General features: G+C 62.5%; 18 protein-coding genes and 1 pseudogene. 10 read left to right on the top strand and 9 right to left on the bottom strand.

The window, feature by feature from the left end; all coding sequences use genetic code 11:
* Window positions 1-170 precede the first annotated feature (170 nt).
* A pseudogene (locus tag EN808_RS36930) lies at window positions 171-441 on the top strand (hypothetical protein).
* 20 nt (window positions 442-461) lie between these two features.
* Here the strand turns inward: EN808_RS36930 and EN808_RS08130 are convergent.
* The 3 genes from EN808_RS08130 to EN808_RS08140 form a co-directional block, all read right to left on the bottom strand.
* The gene (locus EN808_RS08130; protein ID WP_127869435.1) at window positions 462-1,106 is read right to left on the bottom strand and encodes a response regulator; all 645 of its coding nucleotides are present in this window, start codon (window positions 1,104-1,106) and stop codon (window positions 462-464) included.
* A gap of 489 nt (window positions 1,107-1,595) precedes the next feature.
* Entirely contained in the window at window positions 1,596-2,774 is a 1,179-nt protein-coding gene (locus tag EN808_RS08135; RefSeq protein WP_127280007.1) for a zinc-dependent alcohol dehydrogenase, read from the bottom strand.
* Window positions 2,775-2,885: 111 nt separating this feature from the next.
* Window positions 2,886-3,671, bottom strand: a complete 786-nt coding sequence (locus tag EN808_RS08140; protein ID WP_135864196.1) for an SDR family NAD(P)-dependent oxidoreductase — start codon at window positions 3,669-3,671, stop codon at window positions 2,886-2,888.
* A gap of 160 nt (window positions 3,672-3,831) precedes the next feature.
* Here EN808_RS08140 and EN808_RS08145 point away from each other — a divergent pair, with 160 nt between their 5' ends.
* Together EN808_RS08145 and EN808_RS08150 are read left to right on the top strand one after the other, a co-directional pair.
* Window positions 3,832-4,098: a hypothetical protein gene (locus EN808_RS08145; RefSeq protein ID WP_127280506.1), complete on the top strand. Its 267-nt coding sequence runs from the start codon at window positions 3,832-3,834 to the stop codon at window positions 4,096-4,098.
* Window positions 4,095-4,298: a hypothetical protein gene (locus EN808_RS08150; RefSeq protein WP_127280505.1), complete on the top strand. Its 204-nt coding sequence runs from the start codon at window positions 4,095-4,097 to the stop codon at window positions 4,296-4,298. Before EN808_RS08145 ends, EN808_RS08150 begins: the two co-directional genes overlap by 4 nt.
* Window positions 4,299-4,356: 58 nt before the next feature.
* On the opposite strand, the gene EN808_RS08155 is transcribed toward EN808_RS08150, so the two are convergent.
* Window positions 4,357-5,991 (bottom strand): M20/M25/M40 family metallo-hydrolase, encoded by a 1,635-nt coding sequence (locus EN808_RS08155; RefSeq protein WP_189524074.1) that lies wholly within the window; start codon window positions 5,989-5,991, stop codon window positions 4,357-4,359.
* A 266-nt stretch (window positions 5,992-6,257) separates the two neighbouring features.
* Here EN808_RS08155 and EN808_RS08160 point away from each other — a divergent pair, with 266 nt between their 5' ends.
* Complete coding sequence (locus tag EN808_RS08160) at window positions 6,258-6,455, top strand: hypothetical protein (RefSeq protein WP_127280503.1); 198 nt, start codon at window positions 6,258-6,260, stop codon at window positions 6,453-6,455.
* A gap of 719 nt (window positions 6,456-7,174) precedes the next feature.
* Here the strand turns inward: EN808_RS08160 and EN808_RS36935 are convergent.
* Window positions 7,175-7,318, bottom strand: coding sequence for a hypothetical protein (locus EN808_RS36935; protein ID WP_245520698.1), 144 nt, complete (start codon window positions 7,316-7,318; stop codon window positions 7,175-7,177).
* A gap of 170 nt (window positions 7,319-7,488) precedes the next feature.
* Here EN808_RS36935 and ade point away from each other — a divergent pair, with 170 nt between their 5' ends.
* Window positions 7,489-9,306, top strand: a complete 1,818-nt coding sequence (ade, locus tag EN808_RS08170) for an adenine deaminase (protein ID WP_135915524.1) — start codon at window positions 7,489-7,491, stop codon at window positions 9,304-9,306.
* 24 nt (window positions 9,307-9,330) lie between these two features.
* On the opposite strand, the gene EN808_RS08175 is transcribed toward ade, so the two are convergent.
* On the bottom strand, window positions 9,331-10,491 hold the full coding sequence (locus EN808_RS08175; protein ID WP_127869431.1) for an alpha/beta hydrolase: 1,161 nt from the start codon (window positions 10,489-10,491) through the stop codon (window positions 9,331-9,333).
* Window positions 10,492-10,627: 136 nt separating this feature from the next.
* Window positions 10,628-11,701, bottom strand: coding sequence for an alpha/beta hydrolase (locus EN808_RS08180; protein WP_127869430.1), 1,074 nt, complete (start codon window positions 11,699-11,701; stop codon window positions 10,628-10,630).
* A gap of 413 nt (window positions 11,702-12,114) precedes the next feature.
* Here EN808_RS08180 and ilvA point away from each other — a divergent pair, with 413 nt between their 5' ends.
* Together ilvA and EN808_RS08190 are read left to right on the top strand one after the other, a co-directional pair.
* The gene (gene ilvA / locus EN808_RS08185) at window positions 12,115-13,371 is read left to right on the top strand and encodes a threonine ammonia-lyase IlvA (RefSeq protein ID WP_127869429.1); all 1,257 of its coding nucleotides are present in this window, start codon (window positions 12,115-12,117) and stop codon (window positions 13,369-13,371) included.
* The gene (locus tag EN808_RS08190; RefSeq protein ID WP_127869428.1) at window positions 13,368-13,922 is read left to right on the top strand and encodes a DUF1697 domain-containing protein; all 555 of its coding nucleotides are present in this window, start codon (window positions 13,368-13,370) and stop codon (window positions 13,920-13,922) included. The genes ilvA and EN808_RS08190 overlap by 4 nt, the downstream gene beginning before the upstream one ends.
* A gap of 47 nt (window positions 13,923-13,969) precedes the next feature.
* On the opposite strand, the gene EN808_RS08195 is transcribed toward EN808_RS08190, so the two are convergent.
* Complete coding sequence (locus EN808_RS08195) at window positions 13,970-14,263, bottom strand: DUF2218 domain-containing protein (protein WP_127869427.1); 294 nt, start codon at window positions 14,261-14,263, stop codon at window positions 13,970-13,972.
* Between the two features lie 132 nt (window positions 14,264-14,395).
* On the bottom strand, window positions 14,396-14,836 hold the full coding sequence (gloA, locus tag EN808_RS08200; RefSeq protein ID WP_127280045.1) for a lactoylglutathione lyase: 441 nt from the start codon (window positions 14,834-14,836) through the stop codon (window positions 14,396-14,398).
* Window positions 14,837-15,053: 217 nt separating this feature from the next.
* Here gloA and EN808_RS08205 point away from each other — a divergent pair, with 217 nt between their 5' ends.
* The 3 genes from EN808_RS08205 to EN808_RS08215 are packed head-to-tail and all read left to right on the top strand — an operon-like array spanning window position 15,054 to window position 17,022.
* Window positions 15,054-15,650 (top strand): cold-shock protein, encoded by a 597-nt coding sequence (locus EN808_RS08205; protein ID WP_127869719.1) that lies wholly within the window; start codon window positions 15,054-15,056, stop codon window positions 15,648-15,650.
* Between the two features lie 23 nt (window positions 15,651-15,673).
* The gene (locus EN808_RS08210) at window positions 15,674-16,237 is read left to right on the top strand and encodes a DUF192 domain-containing protein (protein WP_135864208.1); all 564 of its coding nucleotides are present in this window, start codon (window positions 15,674-15,676) and stop codon (window positions 16,235-16,237) included.
* Window positions 16,238-16,254: 17 nt separating this feature from the next.
* Window positions 16,255-17,022 (top strand): alpha/beta hydrolase, encoded by a 768-nt coding sequence (locus EN808_RS08215; protein WP_127869425.1) that lies wholly within the window; start codon window positions 16,255-16,257, stop codon window positions 17,020-17,022.
* Window positions 17,023-17,042: the final 20 nt, after the last annotated feature.

The raw sequence follows: 17,042 nt of genomic DNA on the forward strand, positions 1-17,042 counted from the left end.
CTCAATCGCTGATGGCCACCAACGGATGCCGGTCGCAATTGTTCCTGGAACACCGCCGTCGGGATGGTGTTAGGCACCCTCGACGCCACGGGGAAGGCAGAACGTGGCGGCACCGAAATCGACAGGAGACCTCCTATGTCCGAAGCGCAGACGACAATCGACATGACGACATCCGCAAATAGGCAGAGGAGCGGAAAGGTAGGCCAGCCGGGTGCGCGGCCGGCGAGAAGGTGGCGTTCTAAGCATCGATTTCGGCGAACCGGAAGAATCATTCGTAGCTATCGAATGGGAAGAGTTCTTTCGTATCTTCGAGGACATGATCTGGCGTTTCTTCATCGGGCCAAGACCGGCGCCGGTAAGACCAGCCGCTTCAAAAAATTCGTCAAGCGTGACCGTATTAGAGCGACAGCCTCGGTCCGCGGCGCACGGATAGATCGGTAGCGCGTCGCGGCATTGCAGCCTCAGTTCAGAAGGCCGGCACCGCCGGAACTGACTACATTGTGCATGACGCGGTTCAGCCAATCCTCGGTGGAGAGCCCGGCCTGCCTTTGGTCGATATCGCGGAGCGCCAATTCGAGCGTCCTCTCGACCAGTCGATCGGAAGCGTTGACGTCTGCGAGTAGCAAACGCGCCGCCAGCCTCAGCTTGGGCAGAAGCGCGAACACGTCGTCGGGAGAGGTCGGCTTGTCGTCGTCGCGCGAGAACGGCGGGAACAAGGCATTGGAGACTTCCTTGCTGGTGGAGGATTTCCAAAGATTGCTGGCACAACGCAGATGCTCAGGAATGGTGATATCGCCTACGCCGCTGAAGAACACGAAGGGCACGCCCCGCCGGAGCAATTGGTCTGCGATAGGGGATACCCGGCGGCCGTTGATGTCGATATCCAGGATCGCCGCCTCGGCCGTCTGCGTATGTATCGCGGCCTGTTCGAGCGTGGCCGCCGGGCCCAGAATCACCGCGCCCATATTGCTGAAATAGCGTGCAAGGTCGTCGGCCAGCAACCATTCATCCTCGACGATAAGAAGCCGCACGCCTCGCAGATTGCGCACCCCACTATCCTTTCTTTGATCAAGAACGGACGTTGCCTGTTTGGCAAGACCGTTCATCCTGCGCGGCCTGCAGGCGCCTGGTCGACACCGAGCCCAAACCTGTCGCCGTAACCGGCTTTCTTTCGGTCAAACGCTTGGTCACTGAACACCGTCCGTCCTCGGCACAACGGATTTGGTCCCAGCTTGTTCCGTCGCCCGGCGCCGCGGCCGAGGCAGAGGGTTTCAGGTCGTCGCCGTTAGGCGGCGTTGCCCGGGATGGCTTCCAAGGTATCGGTATCCTCGGGGCCGGAAGTGTCAGTCAATCGGTTCATCCGTCGGTCGCGGCGTGGCGCCGGCCTGACGCTTTCGGCCGATGCTGCGATTGGCAGCGGGATTGTCGTGTGGTGTTGACTATAGGGTAGGGGCCGACGGTCTTGGGGCCACCGGCGGGCTCCGGCGTCGGTATCGGTTTCGTCCCCTCCGCGATGGAAAGCCGCTGGCACTTGGCGACCGGATGGCGGGTTTTGCGGCATCAGGTCATTCTTGGGTGGAAAGGCTGGTTCAGTCTCAGCCATGAGGCCGCATTACCACCTTGATGCAGCCATCCTGCTTGTCGCGGAAGGTCTTGTAGAGGTCGGGACCGGCGTCGAGATCCGCCCTGTGGGTGATGACGAAGGAGGGATCGATCTCGCCCTCCTGAACCTTGGCCAGGAGCGGTTCCAGGTAGCGCTGCGTATGTGTCTGACCCATCCGGAAGGTGAGCCCCTTGTTCATGGCGGCGCCAAACGGGATATGGTCGAGAAGTCCGACATAGACGCCGGGAACGGAGACCGTACCGCCCTTGCGGCAGCAGTAGATCGCCTCGCGCAGCACATGCGGTCTGTCGGTGCCGAGATAGACGGCTGCCTTCACTTTGTCGACCATGGCGTCGAAGCTGGCGCCCGGATCGGATTCGGTACCGACGCAATCGATGCAGCGGTCCGGGCCACGACCGCCGGTCATCGCCATCAGGGCGTCATAGATGTCGGAATTGCTGAAATCGAGCGTCTCGGCCCTGCCGTGGTCGCGGGCCATGGCGAGCCGCTCGGGAACCTTGTCGATGGCGATGACACGACCGGCGCCGAGCATCCATGCGCTTTGGATGGCGAATTGGCCGACTGGACCGCAGCCCCAGATCGCCACCGTGTCGCCCGGCTCGATGCCGGCATTCTCAGCCGCCATATAGCCGGTCGGAAAGATGTCGGACAAGAACAGCACTTGCTCGTCATCCAACCCGTCGGGCACTTTGATGGGGCCGACATCGGCGAACGGAACGCGCAGATACTCGGCTTGGCCACCCCAGTAGCCGCCGACCAGATGCGAGTATCCGAACAGGCCGGCCGGCGACTGTCCCATCACCTTGGCCGCCTCCTTGGCATTGGGATTGGAGTTGTCGCACAGCGAGAACAGCCCGCTTTTGCAAAACCAGCACTCGCCGCAGGAAATGTTGAAAGGCACCACGATGCGGTCGCCTTTCCTGAACTTCGAATGGCCCTTGCCGACTTCGACCACTTCACCCATGGTTTCATGGCCGAGCACGTCGCCCGACTTCATGGTCGGCATATAGCCGTTCATGAGATGCAGGTCCGATCCGCATATGGCGCAACACGTCACCTTGATGATAACGTCGCGGTCGTCCTCGATTGCCGGGTCGGCTACCTGTTCGCAGCGTATATCGCCTTTGCCGTGCCATGTGAGGGCTTTCATCATGTTGCTCCCTGGGCTGGAAGGGCCGATGCGATCGCGTCGGCCGGTGGATGTGGAAAGATGCGGGGCCGCCCGGGTGTCGGCCGACGGCCTCGGCGTGTCGTCGACAAGTCAGCCTTTCGGAGCCGATCCCGGTTCGGCCATCTTGCGGTGCTGTTCAGCCAGGGTGCCAGCCGGGGTGACATGGGCGGCTGCCACCTGGAGCTTGTTCCTCCAGCCGCTGATGACCTGTTCCTCGCCCGCCAGCAACGCGTCATAGCCGGCGCGCGCGACGTCGGCCGGATTGTCCTTCTCGTCGGTGCCGACCTTGGTGTCCATCATTTCGGCACGTTCGAAGAACCGCGTCTGCGTCGCACCGGGCATCAGCACCGTCACGGTGACGCCGGTGTCCTTCAATTCGTGCCGTAGCGCGATGGCGAAAGAATCGATGAACGCCTTGGTGCCGTTGTAGACTGCCTGGAACGTGCCCGGCATGAAGCCGGCGATCGATCCGGTAAACAGAATACGCCCGCGTCCGCGCCTGGCCATCCTCGCGGCCAGTTGATGGGCCAGATAAATTGTTCCGGTGATATTGGTGTCGACGATGCGACGGATCTTGTTCCAGTCCTGGTCGACGAAGCCGTGACCCAGGCCGCGCCCCGCATTCAGAAAGAGCAGGTCGATATCCCGATTTCCGATCCGCGACACCAATCTGTCGGCGCCCTCCACGGTTGCCAGGTCGACCTCAAGCGCCTCGACCGCCACGTCGTGCGAAGACAGCGCCTCTGCCGCCTGCTTGATCGCCGGCTCATCGGCCGCGATGACAAGGTTATAACCGGCCTTCGAGCAGAGCTTGGCAAGTTCCTTGCCGATGCCGCTTGAGGCCCCGGTTACCACCGCGAGTTTAGTTGCCGTCATCATATCCTCCGCTCCTGACCGCCGCCCCCAACCATCCCAAGCCAGGATTGTTCCGTGGTCGGTTGCCCGCGTCCGACGACGCGCTCCCGGTCGACAAGTTTTCTCGGGCAAGGTGGAACAACCTTCGTGGCCGACAGTTCGGCGGCAAAGGGAGCCGCGGATGCAGTATGCGCAAGACATCGCCCTCAGGCGCGTTGATATACTGATCGAGCAGTATGTCGTCGCCAGAAGCAAAACCTGTGACTTCGTCTCGACGGAACTGGCTTGCAATGCCATCCGGTCGGTCATGCGCAGCCCCGTCAATGATGCGGAACTCGACCTCATGCTGGCCAGGAAGGCAATGAAACAGGGCCTGTCGGTTCGCTTCGACCGCACGGGACGTTGGTCCGACGTGGTGCCGAAAGCAGGTCAGGAGGACTTGAAATGAGAACGATTCTGCTAATTGCGGCGCTCTTCGCGTTGGCTGGGTGCAATGAGAACAACGCGGATCCGGCCAAGTCCAAGACCGATACGGTGAACAGTCAGCCTGTCGACAAAAATCCGAAAGTCGACAGCAATCCGACGCCTCAGACGAGCTCCGGCGGGGATCAGCAAGGCACCCAGCCCACGCAGCCAGCCAAGCCCTGAACTCGGGCGGGAACCGGCCTGTGCCCTTGCCCACGCAGGGATATGAGGCGGGGCTGCGTCACTCCGCGTTGAGCAGGGCCCTGCAGGTTTGGCTGAGAACACGTGGCAGGACGCTGAACGCATACCCAGTGTGCAGCCGTTCGAGCGGCGTGTGATAATCACGCCCCCACGGGCCGATATTGATCGTCGGGATACTGGCAAGGCCTCGGTGCGCGGGCCAGCGCACCCCGTCGCTCCACATAGGCGTGTTGCGGGCGACCACATCGAGCGAGGATTCTGCCGCTTCACCAAAGAAGCTCATATCGGAGATGCCGGCGAAATAATCGGCGCAAGCAATCGTACAGCCGTAGAGTCCGTCTGCGTTGGCGGCAATGTCGCCGGCAATCGCGCGCAGCCTTCTGGCTGCGGGGGTCTGCGACAGGTTCGTTGGCAGGTAAGGTATGGAGCCAAAGCCTATGACCACCGCCGGACCTGACAAACGGCTCAGCCGCCATGCCTCTTCGATGACAAGCCGGCATTGTTCAGGTAGCGAAAGTTCACTGGCCGCGAGCGACGCGCCCAGTGCGCCAACCCTGGATATGGCTTTCCCATCGAGGCGGTCAGCGACAGCCTCGTAACGGTATAGGGCAATGTTGTCGACTACGTCGATAGCGGCCGGCTCGTTACCCGGGCCGAGCCGCTGTTTGAGAGCGCCCAGGCAAGTCGAAGCCGCTTGTGCGCAAAGCTGTTCGAACCGGTCGAACACCTCGCCGGGTGTCCTGCGATAGCTCAGTACATTGAAGCTGGCATAGGCGCTTGCCGGTGTCGTCACGTCATAGCCGGCCTTGCCGTCGCGAATGCTGAGCAGGCTCGCCGGCGTGCCGGGCTCCGACCGGGACTGATCGGTCAGCTCCGGCGCCCATTCCACACGCGTGGCTATCGCGGCAGCCAGCGTCGCGGCATTCAAGCCATTCAGCGGAAAACCGCTATGGGCGGGAACGCCGACAACATAAGCCGTCGGCAGCAGCTTGCCCACAGTGCCCAGCGCGATGATTCGCCTCTTACTGCCGTCGCCATCGTCCGCGATCGCATCGAGATTGATCGCGGCCGCAAATTCCAGTTGGCATTCGTCGGCGATGGTAGGAAGAGCCTGCGCCGCCCTGCGCGCGCCGGCCGAGTTGTTCTCTTCATCGGGTACGGCGAGGAAGAAGATGTTCCCCGCCGGATTGATGCTCTCCGCGAATTGCGTGCAGACGGCCAATCCCGCGGCAAGGCCCGCCTTCATGTCGAGCAGACCGCGTCCGGCGAGAAACTCTCCGGAGGCAAAATCGACGCGTGCGCGTCGGGCGGCGGCCGTCTCGGCTGTGGCCAGGGTCTTGCCGAGCGCAGGCGTGAGCAGGCCCGGCCGGGTCGCGAGTTCCTCAAGCTCGCCATAGTCGCGCGTCGTGACGGTGTCGTAATGTCCCGTCAGCACCACAGTGGCCCGGCCACCTCCGCGCAGCAGCATCGCCACGCAGTGTCGGCCGTCTCCGGGCTCGACCTCGATCGTCCAGATTTCCGCATGGCGAAAGGCTGTCTCTTGGCGAAGTTTGCCGGCAAGCCATGGCCCGAACGATGCTTCATCCTCGCTCCCGTTGACGCTCCTGCGCTCGGTCAGGGCGAGCGCCCAGCGTTCGGCGCAGGCGGGCAAGCCCTCTTTTGCTCCACCGTTCATCACCGTCTCCGACATGCTTCGAGAGGTCGAGTTTAGCGTCGGCTAGCTTGTTCCTTCAAGAGCGCGACCGGCTGGGCCTAGCAGCGGCAAGTCTCCCCTGTCGATACCTCGTTGTCGGAATGTGGATGCTGATTATCTGGCCTGCGATTGGAACAACTCGCTCGGTGGCTGGTTGGGCAGCATCCCGTTCCAGGAGATGCGGGCCGTCGACCAGGCAAGTCAAACACGGTTGACCAATCCAGATCTCCACAATCTAGGGAGATTATATGACCTCACGCGACAATGGCCCTCCCGGCAGCACCGATCAGAAGCCACGCTGGGAAGGCCCGCCGGAAAACCGTCCTCGCGGTTATTTGCCGGCGAAGGATGATCCGGCTGAAGATCGTGACGCAGCGGGCGAAAACCTGAAGGATCCCGACAAGCACGACCTGGGCGATGCGCTCACGACCAGGCGCAACAAATAGAATGCGACAAATGCCACGCCGGGAGCAATCGAAATACTGACAAGGCCGCGCATATGCCGCAGGCAACAGAAGCGCGGGCTTGCGGAAAAGGCGCGGAGCGGGCGCCTGGGCGACACCCAACAAGTATGGCCGCGCAGGCAACAGTCTGCCAATTCTGAAACCCTGTCGCGATGACTTTGGGGATTACAAACCCCTTCCCTCGCCACCGGCATCGGTGCTATCGCAACCCGCTGATGCGCCTCATGCAGATACTCGCAGGAAAAAATTGGCACCGCAATTGGCACCGGACGGGCGATGAGGGGCAGGGACGTAGAGGTACGCAAGCGGCTATCGAGATTAGACAATTACCGAAAAACCGAGCTGGTCGGGACCTTTACGGACACATCGGGATTGCCGGAGCCGTATTTTAAGTCCCTTGCGTCTACCAATTCCGCCACGTCCGCAGCCCAGCCCTTTTCAGATGCCAGACACAGCCCGTCAAGTCGTGTTCTGCGGTGCCTGAACACGCAACCCAGAGGAGATCGCGCAACGATACTGGCGCGATCACGGAATTATCCGCGCCGTGGGCATCGGTAAATATCTGCGCGGCGGACTTGATCCGCCATGGCCGGCGCCTCTCAGGCCCAACCCATTCCCCCGCCCACTGGGGACGCCGGCCGCCCCCCACTTCCGGCAAGATCGGTCTGCGCGCTGCTTGTTGAGCAACGCGGTGGCGACTCTCAGAACTTGTCGGTCGGCGCGTAATCGACGTCGACACCGACGGTCCAGCCGACGGTGGTGCGTGTGTCTGAGAAGGCGGTGCCCGCATCTTGCGACGTCTCGACGCCGGCGAGGGCGACGCCGCCTATGCCGTAGACCAGCACACGATCAATCGCCTACGACATTCCGGGCCCGCCGAATTCCGCTGTGCCGTCGATCGAGGAATAGTTGAGGTCAGCTTCGGCGCCGATCCGGCGATCTCCGGGCAAATCCACGCTTCCTCGCTGGCCAAAACGCCGTCGGCTTGGCACAGTCGGGCAAACAGGAGTCTTTGATGGCCAGGAAGCCGCCCGCCCGTGCGACGAAACCCAAACCGTGGACCGAAATGGCGACCGATCTGGTCGATGTCGCGATGGGCCGCAAACCCGCCGATCTCGTGATCCGCAACGGGCGCTGGGTGAACGTCCATTCGGGCGAGATCATCGCCGGCACCGACATCGCCATATCTGGCGGCCGCTTCGCCTATTGCGGGCCGAATGCCAGCCACACGATCGGGCAGGGCACCAAGGTGGTCGACGCAGGCGGACGCTATCTCCTGCCCGGCCTTTGCGACGCGCACATGCATGTCGAGAGCGGCATGGTGACGGTCACCGAATTCTGCCGCGCCGTCATCCCGCACGGCACCACCTCGATGTTCATCGATCCGCACGAGATCGCCAATGTGCTGGGCCTGCCGGGCGTGCGGCTGATGCATGACGCGGCGGTGGCCATGCCCATCAACGTGCATGTGCAGATGCCGTCCTGTGTGCCCTCGGCGCCCGGGCTTGAACATGCCGGCGCCGAGCTGACGGTCGCCGATGTCGCTGAAGCGATGACCTGGGAAAACATCATCGGACTTGGAGAGGTGATGAATTTCCCTGGCGTCGCCGCCAACGATCCGGTGATGTCGGGCGAGATCGCCGCGACGGTCAAGGCTGGCAAGACGGTCGGCGGCCACTATGCCTCGCGCGATCTTGGTCTGCCGTTCCACGGCTATGTCGCCGGCGGACCCGAGGATGACCACGAGGGCACGCGCGCCGAGGACGCCATCGCCCGCGTGCGCCAGGGCATGAAGGCGATGCTCAGGCTGGGCTCGGCCTGGTACGATGTTGCCTCGCAGATCAAGGCTGTGACGGAGAGCGGCATCGATCCGCGCAATTTCATCCTGTGCACCGACGATAGCCATTCCGGCACGCTGGTCCATGAAGGCCACATGGACCGGGTGGTGCGCCACGCCATCCAACAGGGGTTGAAGCCGGTGACCGCGATCCAGATGGCAACGCTCAACACCGCCCTTCATTTCAAGCTGGAACGTGAGATCGGTTCGATCGCGCCGGGGCGGTTGGCCGACCTGCTGATCGTCTCCGATCTCACCGCAATGAGCATTGACGAGGTCTATGCGCGCGGCGTCAGGCTGGCCAAGGGCGGCAAGCTCGACATCGATATTCCGGCCTATGATTATCCGAAGACGGCGAAGAACACCGTCAAGCTCGGCAAGAAACTGAAGGCCGGCGATTTCGATGTCGCGGCACCCAAGGGCGCCAACGAAGTGCGGGTGCGGGTGATCGGCGTCATCGAGAACCAGGCACCCACGCGCGCGCTGGAGGCCGACCTGCCAGTCGAGGATGGGCTGGTCGCCATGGATCGCCGCAACGACATATGCCAGATCGCGCTGGTCGAGCGGCACAGGGGCACGGGTGGCGTCACCAATGCCTTCGTCTCCGGTTTCGGTTACATGGCCGACTGCGCCATGGCCTCCAGCGTCGCCCATGACGCCCATCACATCATCTGCGTTGGCACCAACAAGCAGGACATGGCGCTGGCCGTGAACCGGCTGGGGGAAGTCGGCGGCGGCGTCGTGCTGTTCTCCAGAGGCAAGGAACTGGCACTGGTCGAAATGCCGATCGCCGGGCTGATGTCGGACGAGCGCGCCGAGATCGTCGCCGCCAAGGCTGAGAAACTGACCGAGGCGATGCGCAAGATGGGCTGCTCCCTCAACAACGCCTACATGCAGCACTCGCTGCTGGCGTTGGTGGTCATTCCCGAGCTCAGGATTTCCGACGTCGGGCTGATCGACGTGACGACGTTCCAGAAAGTCGATCTGTTCGTCTGAGGCCAGCCGTCCGCTCTTGGCTGTCTACCCGCCGGTGGCGATGGTCAGCACCTTGAACGGCGTCGTGATGATGACTTCGGCGGCGGAGCCGACGACCTTTCCGAGGCCCTGACCGATATTGCTAAGCTGTGCCGGGTCCTCGTCCGCGGCCAGGCCGGCCGGCGTGCGCAGCCTGTTCCCGAGCAATTGCACCAGGAACGGGTTGTCGGCGAATTTGGCGTGGTTGAGGCCGCCGTCGCCGCCCTTCGTCTTGGTCAGGTCGACCACGGCCACGCCATAGGAGGCGAGGTCCGCCGCATTGCCGTAATCGCCGACTCGCGGCTTGTCGCCAGAAATGAGGGACGACAGCTTCAGGGCCCGATCGTCGCCTGAAAGCAGGATGGCGAAGGGCTTGGTAGGTTTGCCGTAGCGGATCATCTGCTTCTTGAACACGTCGACATCGATGTCCGGCGAGGCCAAGATGACATAGCCGAGCTTGCCGCCGAGATCCCGGTCGCCGGTGATGGCGAGTTGGCGCAGCGCCTCCATCGTCAACCAGGTGCCCATTGAATGGGCGATGATGTCGATGCTCTTGACCCGAGTCTTGGCAAGCATCCTGAGCGTTGCCTCGAGGTCGTCGCGCGCGGCATTGGCACTGTCCCTGTCGTAGAGATACCCTGTTGTCTTGGCGCTCGAGGCCCATGAGAACAGCACCGGGGTACCCGGATATTTCGTGTCGTGGGCGATCTGCGTCAGCCGGTAGATGCCGTCGTCGAAACCATTGTTGAAGCCATGCACGAAGACCAGCGCGCGGTCGCCGCGCATGGTGATGTCGGCGCCGACCGCCTTGGCGAATTGCGGCGCGCCTTCATAGTAGGTGACATCCTTGGCTGTGAAGTCCTTGGCCGGATTGCTGTTGGCGGTCCCCTTGGCCCGCTCGATGGCGCCGACCTGATGGCTCCTCGGAACGGTGACGTCGACACGGGCATAGCTGGTGGTCAGGGAACGATCGCTATCGAACACCTGCCGCGGATCCTTCGTTGCCTTCTGGCGCGTCGTCGCAACAAAAATCTCATGCGTGGCCGCGATGTCCGAAGCCGGTGCGGCGATGGTGGTCTTGTTGAGGAGGTCATGCGTAGGGCCGGCGCAGCCGCCGATGGCGAGCGCAAATGCGAGGACGAGCAAACCCTTCAAACGCACAGTCACACGTCGGCTCCCGCAGCGGGGACGTCAAACGCATGACGTCACTGACTATTCCGATAAGGCCAGAGGCCGGCGCGGTCCAGTTCAAAGTGGATTGATGGCTCGGCAATGGTGCACGGCGAAATCCGCTGCGCCGCATCTATTGCCCAAGCAGGCTGATGCGGTCGGTCACGTCCCGATCGCTGGCGAAACCATCGTCCTCGCGCAGCCGCTGGCCGATCATCTTCACCAGGGCCGGATTGTCGGCGAATTTCGTATGGTTGAAGCTGTCGCTGCCCTTGACCTTTGAGAGATCGACTACCGTCACGCCATAGGTGGCAAGATCGGCGGCATCCTTGTAGTCGCCGACGCGCGGCCGCGAACCGGCGATCAGGCCGGAGAGCCTGAGCGCCCGGTCATCGTCCGACAACAGCAGGATGAACGGCTTGTCGGGCTTGCCGTAGCGGCGCATCTGGCTCTTGAACACATCGACATCGATGTCGGGAGAGGCCAGCACCACATCGCCAAGCTTGCCGCCGAGGTCGCGGTCGCCGCTGATGGCCATCTGGCGCAGCGTTTCCATGGTCACCCAGGTTCCCATCGAATGCGCGACAATGTCGATGCGCCGCGCACCGGACTGCTGCAGCATTCGCAGGGTCACTTCGAGCTGGTCGCGGGCGGCGCTGGCGCTTTCCTTGTCATAGACATAGTCGGTGGTCTTGGCACCCGAGGCCCAGGAAAACAACACCGGTGTCCCGGGATAGCCGGAATCATGCACGATCTGGGTCAGGCGATAGACGGCGTCGTCGAAACCGGTGTTGTAGCCATGGACGAAGACCATCACCCGGCCGCCGCGCGCCGCGATGTCGGCGTTGAGCGCGCTGGAGAATTTCGGTTGGGTATCGTAGCCGACGACCTCGGAAGCCATGAAATATTTGGCCGGATCATCCGACTTGCCGCGTGAGCGACGCTCGATCTGGCCGGTCGTGTGGACTCCCGGAACGGTGACGTTGACGCGGGCGTAGTTCAGCGTCGCCGAGCGTTCGCCGTCGAAAACCTTGTTGGGATCGTCGGATTTCTTGCGCGTCGTGGCGATGAAGATCGAGTGGTTGCCCGCGATTTCCGTCACCGGCGCGGACATGACCGCGCTGCCGAGCAGTTCCTCGGTTTTGCGGCCGCCGCAGCCTGCCACCAGCAAGGCGAGCGCTAGAATGCAAATCGTCTTCAAATGCACGTCAAAAATTCCGATCGAGCCCAAAAAGGGCCATCCACCCTCCGCGATATCTCCCCAGCAGGCGAAGTGCGGCGGAAGTAAGTCATGTCCAGCCAAAATGCGGTCGGCGCCTCGTGACGGTCATCGCAGTGTTGCGCGAAAGCCAAAGCGGCAGGAAGGCCGCAACGTGGCGGAAGGCAGGGGCCTGCATCCCGCCGGATGTCGACTTCGGGCGTCCAACGATGCCCGGCTAGGCTCGATCAAAAAGCGTGAACAAACATTCGCAAGTGCTTGCAAGCATTTCGGGAAGGCGCCGTTGCAGGCACGGGCTCGACCGGGCAATGGTCTTGCGGAGCTGGATGTGTAATAGGGTTCCGGATGTGTAATAGGGTTATTGTCTAACTCGCCCGCGGGCGATCCGGGATGATCTTGCCATGACCAGCTTTTCCGCGCGCGTCGCCACCGCCGCCTCCGCGATCCGCCAGATCTTCCCGCAGACACCGCTGCAGGAAAATGACTATCTGTCGAAAAAGACTGGCGCGCGGGTGCTGTTGAAGCGCGAGGATTTGAGCCCCGTGCGGTCCTACAAGATCCGTGGCGCGTTCAATTTCTTCCGCAAGGCGCTTGGCGAAGGCAACCAAGCCGAGCTGTTTGTCTGTGCATCCGCAGGCAACCATGCGCAGGGCTTTGCCTTCGTCTGCCGCCATTTCGGCAAGAAGGGCGTGGTGTTCATGCCGGTGACCACCCCGCAGCAGAAGATCGACAAGACCAGGCTGTTTGGCGGCGACTTCGTCGAGATCAGGCTGGTCGGCGACTTTTTCGACGATTGCTACCGCGCCGCCTTCGAATTCACCGAAAGCTCCGGTGCCCATATGGTGCCACCGTTCGACCACAAGGACATCATCGAGGGCCAGGCAACGGTCGCCTATGAAATCGCGGACCAGATGCCGGGCGGGCGCATGCCCGACATCGTCATGCTTCCGGTGGGTGGCGGCGGTCTGGCTGCCGGGGTGACGCACTATTTCGCCGATCAGGGTCGCGACGCGCGGTTCGTCTTCTGCGAGCCGGCCGGTGCGCCGAGCCTGCGCGAGAGCCTTGCGGCCGGAAAACGGCTGAGGCTCGCCAAGGTCGACAACTTCGTCGACGGCGCGGCGGTTGCCGAGATCGGCCGCGAACCTTTGCGCTATCTCAAGGAGTTTGCCGCCGACAGCGTGCGGCTGATCCCGGAAAACCGGCTGTGCGCGACCATGATCGAGATGCTCAACGTCGAAGGCGTTGTCCTGGAACCCGCCGGCGCGTTGGCGATCGATGCGCTGAAGGATTTTTCGAGGAAGGAAATCCGGGGCAAGACCATTGTCGCTGTGGTGTCAGGCGGCAATTTCGATTTCGAGCGGTTGCCGGATGTCAAGGAACGGGCGCTGCGCTTCGAAGGCCTGAAGAAGTACTTCATCATCCGCTTCCCGCAGCGGCCGGGCGCGTTGCGCGACTTCCTCGAAATGCTGGGTCCGGATGACGACATCGCGCGCTTTGAATATCTGAAGAAGTCGGCGCGCAACTTCGGCTCGGTTCTGATCGGCATCGAAACCAAGGATCGCCGCAATTTCGATCTGCTCAAGGCGAATTTCGAGGCCGAGGGCGTCCAGTATCAGGACATCACCGACAACGAAACACTGGCGGGTTTCATCATATGAGCGGAAAGGTCTTCATCGCCCTGTTTTCCGGCATCAATGTCGGCGGCAACCGCATCGTCAAGATGGCCGAGCTGCGGTCGTTCTTCGAGGATCTCGGCTTTTCTGCCGTCTCCACCTATGTGCAGAGCGGCAATGCCGTATTCCGGTCCGACAAGGGCGACGCGGCGGCGCTGACCAAGCGAATCGAGGCGGCTTTCGAGGCAAAATGGGGTTTCCATTCGCGCATCATGGTGCGCGATTTCGAATGGTTCGAACGGCTGGTGCGCGAAAATCCCTATCCGGAAGTGGCCGCCGACCACACGAAGCTCCATGCCTACGCGCTGGAGCGTGAGCCGACCGCCGATGAGGTGGCGCGGCTGGCCGAAAAATGCATCGGGCCCGAGCGCTTCGAGGTCAAGGGCGACGTCCTTTATCTCAGCGCGCCGCACGGGCTTGGCAAATCGGTGTTTGCCAACCTCATTCCACGCACGTTGAAAGTGCCGGGCACGGCCCGGAATTGGCGCTCGGTCCTGGCGCTGCTGGAGATGGCGCGCAAGTCCGATAGCGATTGATCCAGGTGTCTCGCCGGAAATGCGCGGCGGCGACACGCATGAACGAACTATGCCGCCTCGGCGCGTTTCCAGTCGAAGGCCAGTTCTTCGCGGAACGCAAAGCGCTTGATGTGGTCGGCAACGACGCTTTCGAGCCGCTCGATCGAAGCGGCTTCGTCGGTCGATACCGTGATGTGCAGCGCTGCCCCGTCGGCGTCCATGACCGTGCGGCCGAGTGAAAGGTCGATGACGCCATGGTTGGGGTCGAACTCGACGGGAAACTTGTGCGCCCAATGTTTGCACAACTGCTGCAGATAGCGGCTCGCGTGCGCCGTGGTGACATTGGCATGGCTGGTCGGCATGAAGGGGGTTCTCCGAAGCTCAATCTCGTGACGTGGCGCCGCTTTTCACGGCAGGCGCCATAGCCGGATAGATAGGCACCACCAAGCGAAACATCACGGAGTGGCCGCCGGTCACTCCAAAAGGGTGATCGATTACCAGCTTCCGGTGTTCGCCATCGACGCCCACGGTTCTGCCTTGGCCTTGGCGGGGCCTTTCTGCAGAAGCTCGATGGAGATGCCGTCCGGCGACCTGATAAAGGCCATGTTGCCGTCGCGCGGCGGCCGGTTGATGGTGACGCCATTGTCCATCAGTCGCTGGCAGGTGGCGTAGATGTCGTCTACCTCGTAGGCAAGGTGGCCGAAATTGCGCCCGCCCTTGTAGTCTTCAGGATCCCAGTTGTAGGTGAGTTCGACCAGCGGCGCCTTGTCGGCGATGCCGCTCTGCTCGTCCTCGGATGCGGCCAGGAAGATCAGCGTGAAGCGGCCCTGCTCGTTTTCATAGCGGCGAACTTCCTTCAGCCCGAGCTTGTTGCAGTAGAAATCGAGCGAAGCATCGACATCGGCGACGCGGACCATGGTGTGCAGATAGCGCATGTGTTTTCCTCGATCTGTTGGGTTGCGGCGCAACATAGGGTCGGCCCGGTCAAAGGGCAATCGTCCGGCGTCAGGCGGCGCCGGCAAAGAACAAATCCGGTATTCCCGCAATGAACCGTGAAAAAAGGCACGTCAGCTCTTGCACACACCGGAAGCCGCGGTGTTAATCTGGTATCAAGAATCAGTTGCGGTGTTCTTGAATAAAGGGGGCATTCTTATGGGGGAAAAGGCCTCTTTGACCGGGCGGGCCAATACCCTTGGCGACGCCTTGACGCGCGACGAAGGCGGCGACGCCGCCGACTTGGCCGAAATCGCCGGTGCCATCAAGTGGTTTGATGTGGCCAAGGGATATGGCTTCATCCTTCCCGATGACGGTGTTTCGGGCGATATCCTCCTCCACGTGACATGTCTTCGACGGGACGGCTTCCAGACAGCCTTGGAAGGCGCACGCGTGGTCTGTCTTGTGAAGCAAGGCGAGCGCGGGCTGCAGGCCTTCCGTGTGCTTTCCATGGATGTCACCACCGCCGTCCATCCCGCGGAAATGCAGGAACAGCGCACCCATGTCGCGGTGACGCCGGAGAGCGGGCTCGAACGCGCTTTGGTCAAATGGTTCAACCGCACCAAGGGGTTTGGCTTCCTGACGCGCGGCGAGGGGACCGAGGACATTTTCGTCCATATGGAGACCTTGCGGCGCTACGGCATCACCGAGCTTCGGCCGGGGCAGGTCGTGCTTGTCCGTTTCGGCCGCGGTGACAAAGGCCTTATGGCCGCCGAAATTCACCCCGATATGGGCACCTTGCCGGTCTCGCACTAGGGCGAACCGGCCGAGGATTTCATATGACACACAGGAACGGGCTGACGGCGGGCGTGATGTGCGCCGTGGCTGCCGTCATGGTCGCCGCCGCCGCATTCTTCTATTTCCAGGTACCCAGCGCGGCCGATGGCCGGGCGATGATCCTTCCAGTTGATCCCGCGCCGCTGGTTGCCGTGACCAAGAATGGCAAACGCTCCTTCTCGATCGAAGTCGCCGATACCGAGGCCGAGCGGGAAGCCGGCCTGATGTTTCGCGAGGACATGGCCGCCAATCATGGCATGCTGTTCGTCTTCGACGAGACGCGCGACGTCAGTTTCTGGATGAAGAACACGCCGATGGCGCTCGATCTGATCTTTGTCGGCCAGGACGGCAGGATCCGCGCGATCAAGCAGGGTGAGCCGCAATCCGAGGCGATCGTGTCGCCGGGCGAGCCGGTCCGCTTCGTGCTCGAACTCAAGGCCGGCACTGCCGCCAGGGACGGCATCGCGGACGGCGATCTGCTGCGCCATCCGGCAATCGGCACGGCATCGGGTCCTGGCATGCCGCCCGCCGACAAGGGCGATTCTCCGAACGTCGACTCCGACTGAGCCGGGGATCACCTCCCATGCAGTTTTTTTCCCATGACGGGTTCGATCTTGCCTTCCTCGACCGCCAGCCGGCCTCGGGCGCGGGCGATCCGGTGCTGATGATTCATGGCTTTGCTTCGAGCCACTATGTCAACTGGGTGTCGCCCGGCTGGTTCAAGACGCTCAACGATGCCGGTTATCGCGCCATCGCCTTCGACAATCGCGGCCACGGCGCGTCATCCAAGAGTTACGACGAGGCCGATTATACGCCCGCGAAAATGGCTTCGGACGCGGCAGCCCTGCTCGATCATCTCGGTATCGAGCGGGCCCATGTCATGGGCTATTCGATGGGCGCGCGCATCGCGGCCTTCCTGGCGCTGTCCGATCCGGACAAGGTGGCGACGCTGGTCTTTGGCGGCCTCGGCATCGGCATGATCGATGGGGTCGGCGATTGGGATCCGATCGCCGCCGCCCTTCTTGCCGAGGATCCGTCCGCGACCACCCATCCGCGCGGCCGCGCTTTTCGCGCCTTCGCCGACCAGACCCGCAGCGACCGCCAGGCGCTTGCCGCCTGCATCGCCACGTCGCGGGAATTGCTTGGTGAGGACGACATCGCCCGCATCGCACAGCCGACGCTGATCGCGGTCGGTACCATCGACGACATTGGTGGATCGCCGGACGAGCTCGCGGCGCTGATGCCCAGCGCCAGGGCCTTCTACATCGAGGGCCGCGACCATATGCTGGCCGTCGGGGACAAGACCTTCAAGCAGCGGGTGCTGGAGTTCTACGCCGAAAATCCGCTTTGAGGCGCCGGTTCCTGGGACGA

This window comes from Mesorhizobium sp. M8A.F.Ca.ET.165.01.1.1, from assembly GCF_004792065.1.
GTDB lineage: Bacteria > Pseudomonadota > Alphaproteobacteria > Rhizobiales > Rhizobiaceae > Mesorhizobium.

Bases quoted from the DNA above. Each gene is read 5' to 3' on its own strand.
- EN808_RS08130 (WP_127869435.1), bottom strand. From the start codon at position 1,106: ATGAACGGTCTTGCCAAACAGGCAACGTCCGTTCTTGATCAAAGAAAG.
- EN808_RS08135 (WP_127280007.1), bottom strand. From the start codon at position 2,774: ATGAAAGCCCTCACATGGCACGGCAAAGGCGATATACGCTGCGAACAG.
- EN808_RS08140 (WP_135864196.1), bottom strand. From the start codon at position 3,671: ATGACGGCAACTAAACTCGCGGTGGTAACCGGGGCCTCAAGCGGCATC.
- EN808_RS08145 (WP_127280506.1), top strand. From the start codon at position 3,832: ATGCAGTATGCGCAAGACATCGCCCTCAGGCGCGTTGATATACTGATC.
- EN808_RS08150 (WP_127280505.1), top strand. From the start codon at position 4,095: ATGAGAACGATTCTGCTAATTGCGGCGCTCTTCGCGTTGGCTGGGTGC.
- EN808_RS08155 (WP_189524074.1), bottom strand. From the start codon at position 5,991: ATGAACGGTGGAGCAAAAGAGGGCTTGCCCGCCTGCGCCGAACGCTGG.
- EN808_RS08160 (WP_127280503.1), top strand. From the start codon at position 6,258: ATGACCTCACGCGACAATGGCCCTCCCGGCAGCACCGATCAGAAGCCA.
- ade (WP_135915524.1), top strand. From the start codon at position 7,489: ATGGCCAGGAAGCCGCCCGCCCGTGCGACGAAACCCAAACCGTGGACC.
- ilvA (WP_127869429.1), top strand. From the start codon at position 12,115: ATGACCAGCTTTTCCGCGCGCGTCGCCACCGCCGCCTCCGCGATCCGC.
- EN808_RS08190 (WP_127869428.1), top strand. From the start codon at position 13,368: ATGAGCGGAAAGGTCTTCATCGCCCTGTTTTCCGGCATCAATGTCGGC.
- EN808_RS08195 (WP_127869427.1), bottom strand. From the start codon at position 14,263: ATGCCGACCAGCCATGCCAATGTCACCACGGCGCACGCGAGCCGCTAT.
- gloA (WP_127280045.1), bottom strand. From the start codon at position 14,836: ATGCGCTATCTGCACACCATGGTCCGCGTCGCCGATGTCGATGCTTCG.
- EN808_RS08205 (WP_127869719.1), top strand. From the start codon at position 15,054: ATGGGGGAAAAGGCCTCTTTGACCGGGCGGGCCAATACCCTTGGCGAC.
- EN808_RS08210 (WP_135864208.1), top strand. From the start codon at position 15,674: ATGACACACAGGAACGGGCTGACGGCGGGCGTGATGTGCGCCGTGGCT.
- EN808_RS08215 (WP_127869425.1), top strand. From the start codon at position 16,255: ATGCAGTTTTTTTCCCATGACGGGTTCGATCTTGCCTTCCTCGACCGC.